The following is a 16,253-nucleotide window of genomic DNA, read 5'->3' as shown; positions in this document are numbered from 1 at the left end:
CGAGCCTAGGTGCAGCTGAACAACTTCTGGGTGGGCTGCCCGCCGTAAGCGGCGGGGTCGACCACCACGCACCGGCGCTCCAGCCACGCCGCGCGCTCCTGCTGGGCCGGCGCGCTCGGCCCCTGCCCGAGGCTGCTCAGCACGAACCGCAGCCTGCCCTGCGCCACCCAGTCGGACAGGCGCGCGGGCGAGGGCGCCGGATCGGCCCCGGCGTAACCGCCCAGCGCGACCACCGTCTCGTCGGTGTGGATGAGGAACGGCGAGGCCGCGGTCGATCCCCGTTCGACCGCCAGCACGATCTCCGCACCGCCGCTGTTCTCCTTGGCATAAGCCAGGATCCGCCGGTTCTCCTGGCTGAGGTCGGCGGTCAGCAGGCCGCCGAACCCACCGGGGCTGCCCTTCAGCTTGGCGAACAGTTCGCTGAGCGGCCCGGCCGAAGGCAGCACCCCGATCCGGTTGCCGTCCACCGCGGTGCCGACCGACCACACCGCGGGGGCGAGCACGATCGCGGTCAGCGTGAGCACCAGCGCGGGCCGGCGCAGTTCGGCCCGGCGCTTCGCGAGCACCAGCACGAGCACGGCCGCGACCCCGGCCACCAGCACGGCCCAGCGGAGCCAGCCGTGCCACGCGAGGTTGCGCGAAATCACCACCCACGCCCAGGCCGCGGTGCCCGCCACCGCGAGCGGCAGCAGCACCCACGCGGCCGTGTCCCCGCGATAAGCCCGCCACAGCAGGGGAATCCCGGCCGCGCACAACGCCGCGACCGCGGGCGCCAGCATGGTCGCGGTGTACGGGTGCATCACGCCCTGCGCGAAGCTGAACAGCAGTCCGGCCAGCAGCAGCCAGCCACCCCACAGCACCCAGCCCGCACGCCATTCGCGCCCGGCCTTGCGGAAGCCGACCGCGGCAAGCACCAGCACGAGCAGAGCCAGCGGCAGCAGCCAGGAGATCTGCCCACCGCCCGCGGCGCCGAACATCCGCGTGACGCCCGAAGCCCCACCGGCCACACCGACGTTCCCGCCGCCCGCCTGCGTCGCGACCGCGGCCCCGCCCTCGGCGCCGAACAGCCTGCCGAAGCCGTTGTAGCCGAAGATCAGGTCCATCGCGGTGCCGTCGGCGGTGCTGGCCATGTACGGCTTCTCGCCCGGCCACCAGTCACGCAGGGCGGGCCACCAGAACGAGGACACGAACAGCACCAGCCCGGCGGCGAGCAGGTCGAGCAGCTTGCGCCGGACCGGACCGCTCGCGCCGACCAGGAACGCCGCGGCCAGCCCGGGCACCACGATCCACGCCTGCAGCATCTTCGTGGTGAACGCGCAGCCGACAAAGAACGCCGACCACAGCAGCCAGCCGGTGTGCCGCCCGTCCTCGATCGAGCGCGTGACCGCATACGCGGCGGCGACCAGCAGCAGCACCAGCAGCGTGTCGGGCAGGTTCACCTGGTTGACCGCGACGGTGATCGGGGTGAGCGCGAGCAGCAGCGCGGCGAACAGCCCGCTGGCTTCCCCGGCCCAGCGGCGCACGGTCCGGTGCAGCAGGAACACCGCGCCGACCCCGGCGAGCACCTGCGGCAGCAGGATGGCCCAGCCGTGGTAGCCGAAGATCCACACCGACACCACCTGCGGCCACAACGACATCGGCGGCTTGTCCACCGAAACCGCGCCCGCCGGGTCGTAGGCGCCGAAGAGGAAGTCGGTGAAGCCGGACGACATCGCTTTGACACCGGCGGTGTAGTACGTGTTGCCCCAGCTGCCCGAGGCGAAGCCCCAGGCGTAGAGCAGCGCGGCCAGCACGCAGATCCCGGCCAGCGTCCAGACCGGCCAGCGCGTGCTCGCGGTCGTCCTGGCTTCCCGTGCGGTCGTGGCGGTCATTCCACCGCCTCCTTGCGGCGGAAGACCCAGTTGCGCAGCAACAGGAACCGGCCCGTGGTGCCGAGCAGCGAGGACACCAGCAGCACCGCGAGTTCCAGCGCGCGCGAGGCGTCCGGCGCCAGCCAGTGCAACAGCAGCAGCGCCCCCGAGGTGAACCCGTAGTACAACGCGAAGACGATGATCCCCTGGAAATGCACCCGGCCGGTGGACTGCCTGCGCCCGGCGAAGGTGTAACGGCGATTCGCTTCGGTGTTGAACAGGGTGGTGATCGTCAATGCCGCCAAATTGGCCAGCAGCAGTGGCATCCATTCCCGGAAAATGGCGTAGAGGGTCAAGGTGGCGACGGTGGAAATGGCGCCGACAATGGCGAACGAGAGCAATTGCCAGGAAAGCGCGCCGGCACTGCGGCCGAGCACCGGATCGGGGTGGATCGGCCGCGGCTCCGGCCGCTGCGGCAGCTCGTCGACGCGGGCGGTGCCGCGGGCCTTCGACCGGGCCACCCGGATCAGGCCGCGGATGTCGTGCCAGGCCGTGCTGGTCACCTCCACCCTGGTGTCCACGTCCTCGATCCAGTCGACCGGCACCTCGTGCACGCGCAGGCCGTTGTGCTCGGCGAGCAGCAGCAGTTCGGTGTCGAAGAACCAGCCGTCGTCGTGCACGTGCGGCAGCAGCGGGCGGATGATCTCGGCGCGCGCCGCCTTGAACCCGCACTGCGCGTCGCGGAACCGGGCGCCGTGGGTGAACCGGATCAACGCGTTGTAGGACCGGGAGATGAACTCGCGCTGCAGGCCGCGGACGGTCCGCGCGCCGGGGGCGTGCCGGGAGCCGATCGCCAGGTCGGAGTGCCCGTTCGCCAGCGGGGCGACCAGCGGCAGCAGCGCGTCGAGCCCGGTGGACAGGTCGGCGTCCATGTAGACCACCACGTCCGCGTCGCTCGCGCCCCACGCCTCGCGCAGGGCGCGGCCGCGACCGGCCACGTCCAGGTGCAGCACCCGGACGCGCTCGTCGTTGTGCGCCAGCGCGTTGGCCACTTCGAGCGTGCCGTCCTCGCTGCCGTTGTCCATCACCGTGATGGTCCAGTCGTACGGGAAGTTCTCGCGCAGGTAGGACCGCAGCACCTCGACCGTGCCGGTGAGTGCGCGTTCCTCGTTGTAGACCGGCACCACGATGTCCACCGTGGTGGTGCTCAGGGAAATGGGTGCGGCGGCCGGAATCGGCGTCGCCTCGGCGGATCTTGGCATCGCCTCTCGTTTTCCTTCCAAGGAGGTCGAAATGCGTGCGGGGGGAGTGGATCGACCGGTCCGGATTACTGTGCCAGCTCGCCCCTGGCCGCCCCAACCCCCTAATTGCGCACCCGTTTCCCCCCTTACCGCTGGACAGCAGCGCTTAAGGAAGGCCCAAGCTTTCCTGCGTATTAGTGCACGGCGGCGGTGAGCGCGGGCAGGGTGATGTTGCGCCCGGTGACCAGCGCGACCGTCGTGCCGCGCGCTTTCGCTTTGCCCGCAAGCAAAGCGGCGACCGCCGTGGCTCCGGCGCCCTCGGCGGCCACGCCGCGCCCGGCGAGCAGGTAACGCATGCCCGCGCGGATTTCCGCCTCGGTGACGGTGACCAGTTCGTGCACGTGCGCGGCGACCAGGCCGACGGTGACCGAGCCGGGTTCGATCCCGCCCGCGATGCCGTCGGCGATGGTCTCACCGATCGGGACCTCGACCACCCGGCCCGCGCGAACGCTCGCCGACACCGCGGTCGACCGCTCGGCCTCGACCCCGATGATCCGGACGTCCTCGCGCGTGGACGCCCACAAACCCAGCCCGGACACCAGGCCGCCACCACCGATCGGGCACACCACGGTCATCGGGCCGGAAACCTGCTCGCCGAGTTCGCCGCCGATCGTGCCCTGACCCGCGATCACGTCCGGGTCGTTGTACGGCGAAAGGAAATGCGCGCCATTCGCGGCCAGTTCCAGTGCGTGCCGTTCGGCGTCGTCGTAGGAAGTGCCCACTTCGACCAATTCGACGTCGAACCCGCGGAGCGCGGCGACCTTGGCCGGTGAGGCATTGCCGGGGACCACCACGGTGGCGTGGCGGCCGAGCAGCTTGGCCGCGTAGGCGACCCCGAGGCCGTGGCTGCCCGCGGACGCGGTCACCGGCACCACGTGCTCGGGCAGCGCGGTCAACGCGTTGAGCGCACCGCGGACCTTGAACGCGCCGGTCGGTTGCAGGGATTCGAGTTTCAGCGAGATCCCGTCGTCGCCCGCGACCAGCGGGGTCGGGGCGAGCCGGGCGGAGATGGTACGCCAGGCGCGGTTCAGGTCCTCGCGATCCGGTGTGCGCACTCGGCGGGTCCCCATGTCCAAAGGTTAGGCGGAAATTCCCGACCGTGCCGCGCGCCGGCGACGGCCGCGCGTCCCTGCCACAACCGGCCGGTGTCACGGCCGAACGACCACAGCAGCGCGGCGAGCGCCACGGCGGCGACGACCGCGGAAAGCAGGTCCGGCAGCACCCGCGCGGTCACCACGACCAGCACGACGCCCTGGACCGCGCACACCGCCTTGCGCCACAGGTCCGGTGGCAGCTCCGCCCGCAACCACGACGCGAACCACGAAGCCGCGACGAACAGGTACCGCATCGCGCCGATGACCAGCACCCACGGCCCGGTCACCACGGCCGCCGCCACGCTGAGCACCAGGATCAGGAAGGCGTCGACCTCCATGTCGAACCGGGCGCCGAGCGCCGACTCGCTGCCGGTGCGCCGCGCCACCTGCCCGTCCACCGCGTCCAGCGCGAGCGCGACCGAAGCGAGGACCACCAGCAACGCGGTGTGCGCGGTCGACCCGGTGACCACGGCCTCGGCCACGAGCAGCACCACACCGCCGACGAGCGCCGCCCGCCCGACGGTGACCCGGTTCGCCGGTCCGAGCTCCCACGGCGAGCCGAACGCCGTCGTCAGCGCACCCCACAGGGCAGCGGTGTACGCGGCCGCGGCCAGCCAGGCCACCGGCCCGGCGCCCACGTGGACGCCGAGTGTGGTGAGCACCACCAGTTGTCCGAGCAGCCAGCCGGTCGCCTCGCGGCCCAGTGGGAACGCAGTCGTGTGCATCGGTCCTCCCTCAACCCGTCACCCAGTCCACGTACCACGGGGGCGAACGGTTCAAGCCGGGCCGGACCCGCCGTTCGCGGCCTATCCTGGCGAGGCGATCTTCGAACCGAGGAGGACCATGCACCGCGCCTTCTGGCTCCGCGCCCCGGGCGAGGCCGAACTCCGGCCGGTCGGCGTGCCGCCACCCGGCGAGGACGAGGTGCTGGTCCGCACCCTCTTCTCCGGGGTCAGCCGCGGTACCGAGACCCTCGTCTTCCGCGGTCAGGTGCCCGAAAGCCAGCACCAGGTGATGCGGGCACCCTTCCAGGACGGCGACTTCCCCGCGCCGGTGAAGTACGGCTACCTCAACGTCGGCGTGGTCGAAGCGGGCCCGGCGCACCTGCGTGGCCGGACCGTCTTCTGCCTCTACCCGCACCAGACCGCCTACGTGGTCCCGGCGACCGCGGTGACCCCGGTGCCGGACACCGTCCCGCCGGGGCGCGCGATCCTGGCCGGCACGGTGGAGACCGCGGTCAACGCGGTCTGGGACGCCGGGCCGCAGGTCGGCGACCGCATCGCGGTGGTCGGCGGCGGCATGGTCGGCTGCTCGGTGGCCGCGATCCTGGCCGGGTTCCCCGGTGCGCGGGTGCAGCTCGTCGACGCCGACCCGGCCCGCGCGAGCGTGGCCGAGGCGCTGGGCGTCGACTTCGCCACGCCGGAGGAAGCCGCCGGGGACAACGACCTCGTGATCCACGCCAGCACCACCGAACGCGGGCTGGCGCGGTCGCTGGAACTGCTCACCACCGACGGCGTGGTCGTCGAGCTGAGCTGGTACGGCGAGAACCGGGTTTCCCTGCCGCTGGGGGAGTTCTTCCACTCGCGGCGGCTGACCATCCGCGGCAGCCAGGTCGGTGTGGTGTCCCCGGCCCGGCGCACCCGCAACTCCTACGCGGACCGCATGGCGCTGGCGCTGGACCTCCTCGCCGACGCCCGGTTCGACGCCCTGATCACCGGGGAAAGCCCCTTCGGCGAGCTGCCAGAGGTGCTGCCCCGGCTGGCCGCCGGCGACCTGCCGGCGTTGTGCCACCGCATCGTCTACCCAGGAGGGTGAGCCTTGTTCAGTGTGAACGTCCGCGGCCACATCATGGTCGCCCACAGCTTCCGCGGTGAGGTGTTCGGCCCGGCGCAGCAGCTGCACGGCGCGACCTTCGTGGTGGACGCGACCTTCCGGCGGGCCGAACTGGACGCGGACAACATCGTCGTGGACATCGGCCTGGCCACCGAGGAACTGGCTGCCGTGCTCGGCGAGCTGAACTACCGCAACCTCGACGAGGTGCCGGAGTTCGCCGGGATCAACACCTCCACCGAGTTCCTGGCGAAGGTGATCGCCGACCGCCTGGCGGACAAGGTGCACGCGGGCGCGCTCGGCGAAGGGGCGCGCGGACTGGCCGGGATCACCGTGACCCTGCACGAATCCCATGTGGCGTGGGCGAGTTACGAGCGCTCGCTGTGAGCACGGTCCACGTCGTCCTGCCCGGCGACGTCGACGACCCGCGCGTGCCCAGCGGCGGCAACAACTACGACCGCCGGGTCTGCGACGGCCTGCGTGAGCTGGGCTGGCAGGTGCGCGAATCGGCGCTCGACGGCAGCTGGCCCGAGCCGGACGACGAGGCGTGCGACCGCCTCGCGAGCCTGCTCACCGGCTTGCCTGCGGGCTCGCTGGTGTTGCTCGACGGGCTCGTCGCGTGTGGCGTGCCGGAGATCATCACCCCACACGCCGGCCGGCTGCGGCTGATCGTGTTGATGCACCTGCCCTTGATGGTGGAGCACCCCGCACTGGACCGCCTCGAACGCGCCACCCTGCACGCGGTGACCGCGGTCGTCGCGACCAGCGACTGGGCCGCGCGGCAGCTGGCCGACCACCACGGCCTCACGCACGTCAGCGCCGTGCCGCCGGGCACGGACCTCGCGCCGATCGCCTCCGGCTCCGACGGCGTGCGGCAGTTGCTCTGCCCGGCCGCGGTGACCCCCCGCAAGGGCCAGGACCTGCTGGTGCGGGCGCTCGCGGAGGTCGCCGACCTCGACTGGCACTGCCGGTGCGTCGGCACGACCTCGCGCGACTCCGCCTATGCCGCCGAGGTGGCGGAACTGATCACCGAACGCGGTCTCGATGAGCGGATCACCCTGTCCGGACCGCGATCCGGGGCGGAACTGGCCGCCGAGTTCGAGCAGGCGGACCTGATCGTGCTCACCTCCCGCGCGGAGACCTTCGGCATGGTCATCACCGAAGCGCTCGCCCGCGGCATCCCCGTGCTCGCGACCGACGTCGAGGCCATCCCGGACACGCTCGGCACCGCGTCGGACGGGAGCGTGCCCGGCTTGCTCGTGCCACCCGAACCGGGAGAACTGGCGAAGGCGTTGCGTTCGTGGCTCACCGACGGCCCGTTGCGCGAGCGGCTGCGCGAGTCGGCCTACGCCCGCCGCGCCACGCTCGCCGGCTGGGATCACACCGCGAGGAAGCTCGCCCACCTCCTGGAGCACGCATGAGTTTCTCGTCGGAATGGCTGGACCTGCGGGAACCGGCCGACGCCGCCGCCCGCGCGGAAGAATTGCTGGAACCGCTGCTCGAGCGCCTGACCGCGCCACTGCACATCCGCGACCTGGGCTGCGGCACCGGATCGATGGCCAGGTGGCTGGCCGGGAAGCTGCCGGGACCGCAGCACTGGACCCTGCACGACCGCGACCCCGCGCTGCTGGCCGAAGCCGCCGGTCGCCTGCCGGAAGGCGTCACGGTGAGCACGGCACGCGGTGACGTGACGAACCTCAGCGCGGCCGATTTCGCCGGGACCTCGCTGGTCACCACGTCCGCGCTGCTCGACCTGCTGACCGCCGACGAGGTCGCCGCGCTGGCCACGGCCTGCGCGGGCGTGCCCGCACTGCTGACGCTCTCCGTGGTCGGCGAGGTCGAACTGACGCCGGCCGATCCCCTGGACGCCGATCTGACCGCCGCTTTCAACGCCCACCAGCGGCGGGTCGAACAGGGCAGGCAACTGCTCGGGCCGGACAGCGTGGCGGTCGCCGCGGAAGCGTTCGGCAGGCACGGCGCCACCGTCCGGCTCGCCGCGAGCGACTGGCGGCTGGGAGCGGCGGAGGTTGCGCTGGCGGCCGAGTGGCTCACCGGCTGGGTGGGCGCGGCCGTCGAACAGGAACCCGCGCTCGCCCCCGCGGCCGAGCGCTACCTGCGCGAGCGGCTGGCTTCGTGCGCGGCCGGTGAACTGTGCGTCGCCGTGCGCCACCAAGACCTACTGGTACTGCCGCTCAACTGATCGAACACGTGGACGCCATCCCCGATCTTGGTTAGCGTGTAGCCGGGGCTGGAGCGATGATGAGGAGTTGTTGTTGATGCGCGATCATGCCATCGAGTTCGAGGACATCGCCGAAGCCGATCTCATGACCAGCCGGGGCAAATTCCGCACGGTCGCATTCCGCGATTCGGGCAACGAACACCTGGCACTGGTGCTCGGTGAGCTGTGGCAGCAAGAGGACGTCCTCGTCCGCGTCCATTCCGAATGCGTCACCGGTGACATTTTCTCGGCGAAGCGCTGCGAATGCGGTGACCAGCTCGGCGCGGCACTGGACATGATCGTGCAGCGCGGCCGCGGTGTGCTGGTCTACCTGCGTGGACACGAGGGCCGGGGGATCGGGCTGGTGGCCAAGGTGCGCACGCACGTGCTGCAGGACGAACAGGGGCTGGACACCGTGGACTCGGCCACCTCGCTCGGCCTCCCGGTGGACGCCCGCGATTTCGGCCCCGCCGCGCGCGTGCTCAAATACCTCGGCGTGCGCACGGTCGAGCTGTTGTCGAACAACTCCGACAAGATCGAGGCACTGGAATCGTCCGGAATCGGAGTTTCCGCCCGCGTACCATTGCTGATCCAGGCCACCGATCACAATATCCGTTATCTCACCGCGAAACGGGATCGGCTCGGCCACGATCTGCCGCACCTCGATTCCGTGGTGAACGGCCTCGCCGGCCGGGCCAGCAGCTGATGGGTGAGCTGGCACACCTGGAACCGGTGGCGGCCGAAGCCCTCGACCGGGCCGCGCGGATCATCGGTTCCCGCATTCCGGACACCGTGACGCTCAAGGGCGATCGCGACCTGGTCACCGACGTCGACCTCGCGGTGGAGGACGCGGTCCGCGAGTTCCTGGCCGCCGAGACCCCGGAAATCGGCTTCCTGGGCGAAGAACACGGCCACAGCGGACCCGGCGGCCGGTGGTGGGTGCTGGACCCGGTGGACGGCACCTCGAACCTGGCGCACGGCATCCCGCTGTGCGGGGTCGCGCTCGGCCTGGTGGACGGTCGGCGCGGGGTGCTGGCGGCGATCGACCTGCCGTTCCTCGGCACCCGCTACACCGCGGTCGAAGGCGGTGGCGCGTTCGCCGGCGACCAGCCGATCCGGATCGCCGACGTGGACCGGATGTCCGACGCGGTGCTCTCGGTCGGCGACTTCGCGGTGGGCGAGGGCGCGGAGGAGAAGAACCGCGTGCGGCTGGGCCTGCTGGCCCGGCTCGGCGCGCGGGCGCACCGGATCCGCATGCTCGGCAGCGCGGCGATCGACCTGGCCTGGGTCGCGCACGGCAAACTGGCGGGCACGGTGATCCTGTCGAACCTGCCGTGGGACACCGCCGCCGGTGTGCTGCTCGTGCGGGAAGCCGGTGGGCTGGTGCTCGACGGCGACGGCAGCGAGCACACCGTCGACTCGGCTGCGACGATCGCGGTGGGGCCCGCGCTGCACGCCGAGCTCCTCGAACTGCTGCGACAGGCCGAACGCGATTGAACCGTCCGACGGCACCTCCCGTGGTGCTGGGTGCCGGGGTGCACCGCCGCGGCGGGAGGAGGGTGGACGATGACCGCCGCAGCGCACACACCCGCGTCGCCCGAGGCGGGCAAGCGCGTGCTCTGGACGTGGGCCCGCCTGCTCGCGGGAGCCGCACTCCTCGGATTCCTGTGCTGGCAGCTCGGCACCGGCGCCCTGCTGGACGGGCTGCGTGCGGTGACCGTGCCCGCGGTGGCCGCCGCCTTGGTGATCGGCCTGCTGACCACGGTGTTCAGCGCCGCCCGCTGGGTGCTGATCGCCCGTAGCCTCGGCCTGCGCCTGCCGCTGGGTGCCGCGGTCGCGTCGTACTACCGCGCGTTGTTCCTCAACGTGGTGCTGCCCGGGGGAGTGCTCGGCGACGTGCACCGGGCTGTCCGGCACGGCAAGGACGAAGGTGACGTCGGTCGCGGGGTGCGGGCCGTGGTGCTCGAACGCACCGGCGGCCAGGTGGTGCTCATCGCTGCTGGAGTCGCCGTCCTGACCGCGCAGCCGACGCTGGTCCCCACGCAGGCGCGCGAAGTCATCACCATGATCGGGATCGCGCTGGTGCCGGTGGTCCTGTGCCTGCTCGCCGTCGCGCCGGTGGTGGCCCGGCGTTGGGCGGACAGCGGGTCGAAGTGGCGCCGCGGCACCGCCGCCACCGTCGCCGACCTGCGCACCGGCTTGCTGTCCCGTCGGACCTGGCCGGGGGTGCTGGGCTTCTCCGCGGCCGCGCTGGCAGGGCACCTGACGTTGTTCCTGGTGGCCGCGCGCGTGGCGGGCACCGACGCCCCGATCACCCAGCTGCTGCCGATCTTCCTGCTGGCGCTGCTGGCGATGGGCCTGCCGGTCAACGTCGGCGGCTGGGGCCCGCGCGAAGGCGTCACCGCACTGACCTTCGGCGTGGCCGGTCTGGGCGCGGCGCAGGGTCTGACCGTGGCGGTGGTGTACGGCCTGCTGAGCGCGGTGGCCAGCCTGCCCGGCGCCGGGGTGCTCGCGTTCGGCTCGCGCCGATCAGCGGCTGCGGATCCGGCTTCGCTCCAGCGCGTCGAGGCAGTCCCCGAACGCTTCGACGAGCCGGTCGAGCACGTCCCGGCCCTTAGCGGCGGTCGCCAGTGACGGCCTGCCGACCACCCCGCTCTCGGTGTACGCGGAGAGGCCCAGGGTGAGCAGGTCGCGCCGGTCCTCGGCGAGTTCGTCGGCGGTCTCGTAGCCGGGGCGGACCAGGTCCGGGTGGGCGTGCAGCAGGATCGAGGTCTCCAGCTCACCTGCGTGCATGTCGCTGTAGGCACTGGTTTCCAACCCGGCCGCGGCGCGTACGTCGTCCCAGCACTCCCCGCTGGGGAACAACGCCAGCCCCGTCGACTGCTGCACGATGTTGCTCAGCACGTAGTTGCCGCCGTGCCCGTTGACCAGCACCAGTTTCTCGATGCCGCTCGCCCGCAGCGACGCCGCCACGTCGTCGACGATGTGGAACAGCGTGGTCGCCGAAATGCTGACCGTGCCGGGCCAGGCGGCGTGCTCGTGGGAACAGGAAATGGTGACCGGCGGTAACCGGAGCACCGGGTGCGCGGCCCCCACCGCCTCCGCGATGGTGCAGGCGATCACCGTGTCCGTGGCCAGCGGCAGGTGTTCCCCGTGCTGTTCGTGGCTGCCGATCGGAAGCACCGCCACCTCCGCCCCAGCCGCCTCGGCCGCGGTGTGCGTCGGGATCACCAGCACCTCCACTGTGGATCAGGGTCGTGGCAGCCCCTAGGAGAGCACGAACCTGAACCGTCGGGCGACTCGGCCGGCTCAGGGAGCCGTCGGCGTTGACCAAGACCGACCCGTTTCAGGGTGTGCGGCACCACTTGCGAGACCGGCCACCGCGTGATCGTTGACGTACGGATCGCGTTCGATCCAACGCTTCCCCTCCGCGGCGATGCCTTCGAGGATGTGCAAGGTGTGCGCGAACCCGGCGGCGTCGAGACTCATCCGTGCCAGCGAGCGGGGACTTTCACCGGGCGCGGCTCGATCCCTGTTGGGGTCGGTGACGCGGATGTTTCGCGGGTCGCCGTTCATGAGCGTGAGCTCGAGGGTGTAGCTGAGCTCGGTCGTGCTGGCGACGTGAACCGATGAGACCGCGTCGAAGCGGAAATTGTTGCGCTCTTGGCCATTTCGCCTCGCGTGCTCGAAGTCCATTTCGGTGCTTATTTCGCGCACGCCGTCCTGGGTGATCAGGAAGAGTCGGATATCGTACTTCGAGTAACGCAGGGGACCGTCGGGCACGCGCGCCCGCTTGCAGTTGTTTCCGGGTGTCTGCAGGAACGCGTGGGTGAGCACATCACGCCAAGCCAGCCGGTAGTGCTTCAAGGCGCTGTCGAGCACCATGGTCTTGTCGGCGGTGAGCCAATCCTCCATTTCGGTCTCGGACGGCCTTGTCGAGTCCAGCTTGTCCACCCAGCGGTCGTATTCGGCTTCCCGGGCGCTCAATACCTCGTCATGCTCGAGCCACTCCTCCTTGATCCGTTGGCGCTCGCTGAAGACGCGTGACCATTTCGGGACGGCGCCCAGTGCCCCTGCCACTGCGACCAGCCCGGCTGCTGCGTTCGGCAAGAGATCGACCTCGATCGCTGCGGAGAACACGTAGGCGGTACAGGCGACAAGCAAGATGTTGGACAACGAGCAGCTGACTTTGGTCGCGGTGGAGACCCGGTACTGTTCGCGGTACTCGAACAATGTGCCCTTCTGCCACTTGCTCCGCACTTCCCTGGTGGTGAAGCGAATGAGCCAATGGACGCGCCCGACAGGTATTCGACTTTCTCGGTACAGGTCGACGATCTCGTTGCGAAGCGATCTTTGGAACCCGGCGATTTCGGTGACCCAAGACTTCCGCTCAGCTTCTTTGGGGGCGTACTTGTGGAAGTAGTGCTGGAAGGCGCGATCTACGCTGCGGGCGAACCCCGCCTCGAGGGTGGGGGGTCCATATTCCCTGCCGCGGAACTGACGCTCTTTCGCGGTGAGGCGTTCGCTGCGGTAGTGCCACCGGAGTCCATTCCTGGCGGCGACGCAGGCTGCGGCGAGGGCGAGGAAGTAGGCGAGTATCGGCAAGGGGCGGGCGGCCAGGATGACCGTCTTGCCGAGGTAGCCGACGGCCAGGCCGCCGGCCAGGGTGTTGATTGTGGCCCGGATGTGGTCGCCCGCCGTGGTCGTGGTGGGCGCCGGTGGGCGAGCCCGGGGTCTGATCGGCTTGGGCTGAAAGTACGCCCAAACGCGGTTTCCCCGATCGAGATCGAATTGGGCCTCCTCGGCATTTTGCCTGATCTCCGCCCAGAAGCTGTCCCTCAGGCTGCCAGTGAGCACCAGGTCGAGATGTCGTACGATCATTTCACGTTGCGGCGCGGGCAACCCTGTCAGATCTCTGAGAGCCGGACCGGGATCGCTGGCGGTGTCGCTGAGACAGACGAGCAGGGCGCACACTGCCTTCAATGATGGTGTCCATTCATTAACGGGTAGTTCCTCGTAGGTCCGAGGTATGTTCGCCAGTTGCTCTCGCTCCTCGGTGGTGAGGTCGCGGTACGAACGTTTGCTGAGCAAGGCGAGCACCCAATGGAATCGGACCTCGGCGCCGTCGTGGCCGAGGGCTCTTGCTTCTTCTATGAGCTCACGAGCGCGGGAGGGGACACCGTCTCGAAGATAGGCGATGCCGACCTTGTACTTTTCTTCGGGTGAGGCGTCCGGAAGAATCTGGTAGACGGTCGAACTGTGGACTTCGTTGGCCTGAATGCCGACGGTGGCGCCGTCCGTAGCAGTGTTTCCGGTCGCCTGGCCAGGCGTGGTCATGGCATTCCCTTCGCCGCGGCGATCAGGGCTGCGATCTTTGTGGCGAGTTCGGCGAACTCGGCGATCAGACCACCGAGCCGCTTGAGTGCCAGGACAAAGGTTTTCTTTCCGTCAGGCGTGTCGGAGGCGATGGCTTTGCCCGCGATGTCGAGCTCGCCGCGCGCAGCCTCGTAGGTGGCGTCGTCGAGCTTCCCGGAGGACCGTTCCCGGGCGAGCACGGCCCGCAGCGCAGACAGCTCGGCAACGAAGTCCATCGCACTATGAGGACGCGGGGACGCGTACTGAGTGACGCTACTGCCCGAAACATTCGCAGCCTGGATGCCGACGGGGCCGGTCGCGTAGTTGTAGACGGTGCCGTGGCCGTTTGAAGCGACGTCGTCCTTCATTGCTTTGTGCTCCCGTTCGTCGATCAGTTCACTGGCTAGGTGGACGGCGAATGCGGCAGCGTTCGCCACGGCCAGAGGCTGCCAGTTTCGGTCGCCCTCGCTGGTCTTGGTTCCGTCGGCCCGGTCGCTGATACCGCGTACGACCGCGACGGGCGAACCGTTCAGGTGCCCGGCTTGTGCCACGCCGGCTGCTTCCATCTCGATTGCCAGCGCGTCGTTGTAGTGCTCGCGGATCCAGCGCGCTTCAGCGGACAGACGTGAGTTTTGGACGATTTCGCCGGCGGCGATGACGCCGAAGTGAGCCCTCGTGCCTGGCGGGACGTCCCGTGCCCAGTCCCCTGCCCGTGCGACGTGCTGGGCGGTCTGGCTCACGTGGTGTGCGATCTCCCAGACCCTGGGGCGCGCCTTGAGGCCATCGTCCTCGCTGGTGCCGCCGTGGTAGGCGCAGACGTGTGTGGCGACGACGACATCGCCGAGCGGGGTGTCCCAAAGGGCACCTGCTACGCCGACGAATATGAGCGCGACCGGGGAAAATTGCTGTATGGCTCGTTCAGCCAGGACGGCGGCCGGGTGCGTTCCTTTGCCCGTCAGGCTGAGGGCGACTCGGCAGGAGGTACCGCGGACGGCGCCGATCTCAAACCGAGTTCCCCGACCGTGCCGGTGCACCGTGGTCTTGCCGAGTCTCTGCCGAACCGCCTTGTACTCCTCGTTGAATGCGGTCAGCATCACCACCAGGTCGTCGGTCATTGCTTTCCCTCTGCCGTAGTCGCCCCGGTGGGGCGCGTCAGTGGTGGGTGGAGCGTGGTCCGGGGCCCGGCCTTGAAGAGTCGAGCCGGACGGCCTTTGCCGGCGCGGCGTTCGGCGCCGATGGGCACGATGAAGTCGCTCACCGCTTGCACCTTCCGGTAGAAGTTCCGCAGGTCGAGCTCGATTCCCCACACTGCTTCGTAGACCTGCTGCAGTTCGTTGATGGTGAAGGTCTTCCCGCAGAAAGTAGTAGCGAGCGCTGAATGCTCTAGCTTGGACCGGGCCCGCTCCAGGCCATCGATGAGGATCTGCTCATGGTCGAACGCGAGCCGGACATGTCCGCCGAGGATGTCTGAGACCGGTGTCCACGTCGCCCGTGCTGCATCGGTGCCGGCGATTGGGACCGGAAGACCGGGTGCGATGGCCAGATAGGCCACGGAAACGACCCGGCCTCTGGGGTCGCGGTCGGGTGCGCCATAAGCGCCCAATTGTTCGAGATGCAGTTGTGCAGCGTCGAGATTGGCCTCTTCTTGTAACTCTCGGTGAGCGGCCGCGACCACGTCCTCCCGGTCGTTGTCCAAGAACCCACCCGGAAGTGCCAGCGCGCCGCAGAACGGATCCACGCCTCGCTCGACGAGCAGGGCGTGAAGCACCGACTCGCGCAGGGTAAAGATCACCAGGTCGACGGCTAAAAGTACAGGTGGGGGCGTCCAGTCTTCTTCGGGCATGGCCGCAACCATACTTTACTGTCAGATAGACAGTAAAGGTGAATCTGCCGTGTCTCTGGGTGACGGAGAGTGTGTGCATCTGGGTGCATTCGGGTGACTTGAGGAGCCCGTGGCCGGAGAATCAGCCCGAAGGAGGGCGATGCCGAGGGGGCGACACTGCCGAATCGTCGCGTGGAACCGGACCGTCGCTGTGTCCGGTCCTGGGTGCCCCGGTTGCCCACAGGGTCATGGACAACCGGGGCGGGACGCGGGCGCCCCGTGCGACAAGCCCCTCTCTCGTCAGGAGTGGTCGGGGTGAAGCCCGGCCTGACCTGACAACCTTGCCGCGATGGACTTCCCGCTGGTCTGAAATGGACCTAGTGCAGAAGGAGGCGACGTTGGGTTCGAGTGCTGTTCCCGCGTGACGATTGCTCCAGGAACGGGGCGTGTGCCGGGCGCTCCGGACTCAGGTCAGGGTGGGTGACTGGGGTATCGCTGTGAAAGGACGCGCGTTCATCCCGGCGGCAGATGCGGCCGGCGCTATAGCCGAGCCATAGGCCCAGTGGCAGTAGGAAGAGTTCGGCGATCTGGATCCAGTGGGCGAACATCGGGCTCCCCTCGGCTCGGTGCAGGCACGACCCTGACGGTGTCCCCCTGGGGGATAGAGCCGCGGGTGCCGGCGAGGTCCCATCTTATTCTCGATCTATTCGCGCGCGAAGCGGCTATTCGTGTACTATTCTAACCGGCCAGATCGGCGTAGCATGATCATTCGCTGAGCCGCAG

15 protein-coding genes are annotated in these 16,253 nt (G+C 69.6%); 7 read left to right on the top strand and 8 right to left on the bottom strand.

Annotation, left to right across the window (positions count from 1 at the left end):
* Positions 1–5 precede the first annotated feature (5 nt).
* From JOM49_RS41700 to JOM49_RS41685, 4 genes are all read right to left on the bottom strand, one after another.
* Positions 6–1,871: a glycosyltransferase family 39 protein gene (locus JOM49_RS41700; RefSeq protein WP_209670283.1), complete on the bottom strand. Its 1,866-nt coding sequence runs from the start codon at positions 1,869–1,871 to the stop codon at positions 6–8.
* Entirely contained in the window at positions 1,868–3,112 is a 1,245-nt protein-coding gene (locus JOM49_RS41695; protein WP_209670281.1) for a bifunctional glycosyltransferase family 2/GtrA family protein, read from the bottom strand. Before JOM49_RS41695 ends, JOM49_RS41700 begins: the two co-directional genes overlap by 4 nt.
* 173 nt (positions 3,113–3,285) lie before the next feature.
* Positions 3,286–4,221, bottom strand: a complete 936-nt coding sequence (locus tag JOM49_RS41690; RefSeq protein WP_209670279.1) for a threonine ammonia-lyase — start codon at positions 4,219–4,221, stop codon at positions 3,286–3,288.
* Positions 4,179–4,970 carry a CDP-alcohol phosphatidyltransferase family protein gene (locus JOM49_RS41685; RefSeq protein ID WP_209670277.1) on the bottom strand — a complete coding sequence of 264 codons (792 nt, stop codon included), beginning with the start codon at positions 4,968–4,970 and terminating at the stop codon, positions 4,179–4,181. The genes JOM49_RS41690 and JOM49_RS41685 overlap by 43 nt, the downstream gene beginning before the upstream one ends.
* Before the next feature lie 118 nt (positions 4,971–5,088).
* Here JOM49_RS41685 and JOM49_RS41680 point away from each other — a divergent pair, with 118 nt between their 5' ends.
* The 7 genes from JOM49_RS41680 (at position 5,089) to JOM49_RS41650 (ending at position 10,927) form a co-directional block, all read left to right on the top strand.
* On the top strand, positions 5,089–6,060 hold the full coding sequence (locus tag JOM49_RS41680) for a zinc-dependent alcohol dehydrogenase (protein ID WP_209670275.1): 972 nt from the start codon (positions 5,089–5,091) through the stop codon (positions 6,058–6,060).
* A 3-nt stretch (positions 6,061–6,063) separates the two neighbouring features.
* Positions 6,064–6,462, top strand: coding sequence for a 6-pyruvoyl trahydropterin synthase family protein (locus tag JOM49_RS41675; protein ID WP_209670274.1), 399 nt, complete (start codon positions 6,064–6,066; stop codon positions 6,460–6,462).
* Positions 6,459–7,496 carry a glycosyltransferase family 4 protein gene (locus JOM49_RS41670; RefSeq protein ID WP_209670272.1) on the top strand — a complete coding sequence of 346 codons (1,038 nt, stop codon included), beginning with the start codon at positions 6,459–6,461 and terminating at the stop codon, positions 7,494–7,496. Before JOM49_RS41675 ends, JOM49_RS41670 begins: the two co-directional genes overlap by 4 nt.
* Positions 7,493–8,275 (top strand): class I SAM-dependent methyltransferase, encoded by a 783-nt coding sequence (locus tag JOM49_RS41665; RefSeq protein ID WP_209670270.1) that lies wholly within the window; start codon positions 7,493–7,495, stop codon positions 8,273–8,275. Before JOM49_RS41670 ends, JOM49_RS41665 begins: the two co-directional genes overlap by 4 nt.
* A 76-nt stretch (positions 8,276–8,351) precedes the next feature.
* The gene (locus JOM49_RS41660; protein WP_209670268.1) at positions 8,352–8,999 is read left to right on the top strand and encodes a GTP cyclohydrolase II; all 648 of its coding nucleotides are present in this window, start codon (positions 8,352–8,354) and stop codon (positions 8,997–8,999) included.
* Positions 8,999–9,790 (top strand): inositol monophosphatase family protein, encoded by a 792-nt coding sequence (locus tag JOM49_RS41655; RefSeq protein ID WP_209670267.1) that lies wholly within the window; start codon positions 8,999–9,001, stop codon positions 9,788–9,790. The genes JOM49_RS41660 and JOM49_RS41655 overlap by 1 nt, the downstream gene beginning before the upstream one ends.
* Positions 9,791–9,859: 69 nt before the next feature.
* The gene (locus tag JOM49_RS41650) at positions 9,860–10,927 is read left to right on the top strand and encodes a lysylphosphatidylglycerol synthase transmembrane domain-containing protein (protein WP_209670265.1); all 1,068 of its coding nucleotides are present in this window, start codon (positions 9,860–9,862) and stop codon (positions 10,925–10,927) included.
* Here JOM49_RS41650 and JOM49_RS41645 read toward each other — a convergent pair.
* The 4 genes from JOM49_RS41645 to JOM49_RS41630 all read right to left on the bottom strand — a co-directional run bounded on the left by JOM49_RS41645 (position 10,823) and on the right by JOM49_RS41630 (position 15,491).
* On the bottom strand, positions 10,823–11,530 hold the full coding sequence (locus JOM49_RS41645; protein ID WP_209672259.1) for a creatininase family protein: 708 nt from the start codon (positions 11,528–11,530) through the stop codon (positions 10,823–10,825). The genes JOM49_RS41650 and JOM49_RS41645 overlap by 105 nt on opposite strands.
* A 72-nt stretch (positions 11,531–11,602) precedes the next feature.
* Positions 11,603–13,630 carry a hypothetical protein gene (locus tag JOM49_RS41640; RefSeq protein ID WP_209670264.1) on the bottom strand — a complete coding sequence of 676 codons (2,028 nt, stop codon included), beginning with the start codon at positions 13,628–13,630 and terminating at the stop codon, positions 11,603–11,605.
* Entirely contained in the window at positions 13,627–14,763 is a 1,137-nt protein-coding gene (locus JOM49_RS41635) for a 5'-methylthioadenosine/S-adenosylhomocysteine nucleosidase family protein (protein WP_209670262.1), read from the bottom strand. The genes JOM49_RS41640 and JOM49_RS41635 overlap by 4 nt, the downstream gene beginning before the upstream one ends.
* Positions 14,760–15,491, bottom strand: a complete 732-nt coding sequence (locus JOM49_RS41630) for an NUDIX hydrolase (protein ID WP_209670260.1) — start codon at positions 15,489–15,491, stop codon at positions 14,760–14,762. Before JOM49_RS41630 ends, JOM49_RS41635 begins: the two co-directional genes overlap by 4 nt.
* Between the last annotated feature and the right edge of the window lie 762 nt (positions 15,492–16,253).

The sequence above is a fragment of the Amycolatopsis magusensis genome (assembly GCF_017875555.1).
In the GTDB taxonomy this organism is placed as follows: Bacteria; Actinomycetota; Actinomycetes; order Mycobacteriales; family Pseudonocardiaceae; genus Amycolatopsis; species Amycolatopsis magusensis.
Note: the sequence above shows the minus strand (reverse complement) of the source record. Positions and strands in the feature narration are given on the sequence as shown.

Excerpts from the sequence above, each read along its gene's own strand:
- JOM49_RS41650 (WP_209670265.1), top strand. The coding sequence starts at position 9,860 with ATGACCGCCGCAGCGCACACACCCGCGTCGCCCGAGGCGGGCAAGCGC.
- JOM49_RS41660 (WP_209670268.1), top strand. The coding sequence starts at position 8,352 with ATGCGCGATCATGCCATCGAGTTCGAGGACATCGCCGAAGCCGATCTC.
- JOM49_RS41635 (WP_209670262.1), bottom strand. The coding sequence starts at position 14,763 with ATGACCGACGACCTGGTGGTGATGCTGACCGCATTCAACGAGGAGTAC.
- JOM49_RS41680 (WP_209670275.1), top strand. The coding sequence starts at position 5,089 with ATGCACCGCGCCTTCTGGCTCCGCGCCCCGGGCGAGGCCGAACTCCGG.
- JOM49_RS41640 (WP_209670264.1), bottom strand. The coding sequence starts at position 13,630 with ATGACCACGCCTGGCCAGGCGACCGGAAACACTGCTACGGACGGCGCC.
- JOM49_RS41655 (WP_209670267.1), top strand. The coding sequence starts at position 8,999 with ATGGGTGAGCTGGCACACCTGGAACCGGTGGCGGCCGAAGCCCTCGAC.
- JOM49_RS41630 (WP_209670260.1), bottom strand. The coding sequence starts at position 15,491 with ATGCCCGAAGAAGACTGGACGCCCCCACCTGTACTTTTAGCCGTCGAC.
- JOM49_RS41695 (WP_209670281.1), bottom strand. The coding sequence starts at position 3,112 with ATGCCAAGATCCGCCGAGGCGACGCCGATTCCGGCCGCCGCACCCATT.
- JOM49_RS41690 (WP_209670279.1), bottom strand. The coding sequence starts at position 4,221 with ATGGGGACCCGCCGAGTGCGCACACCGGATCGCGAGGACCTGAACCGC.
- JOM49_RS41685 (WP_209670277.1), bottom strand. The coding sequence starts at position 4,970 with ATGCACACGACTGCGTTCCCACTGGGCCGCGAGGCGACCGGCTGGCTG.
- JOM49_RS41700 (WP_209670283.1), bottom strand. The coding sequence starts at position 1,871 with ATGACCGCCACGACCGCACGGGAAGCCAGGACGACCGCGAGCACGCGC.
- JOM49_RS41665 (WP_209670270.1), top strand. The coding sequence starts at position 7,493 with ATGAGTTTCTCGTCGGAATGGCTGGACCTGCGGGAACCGGCCGACGCC.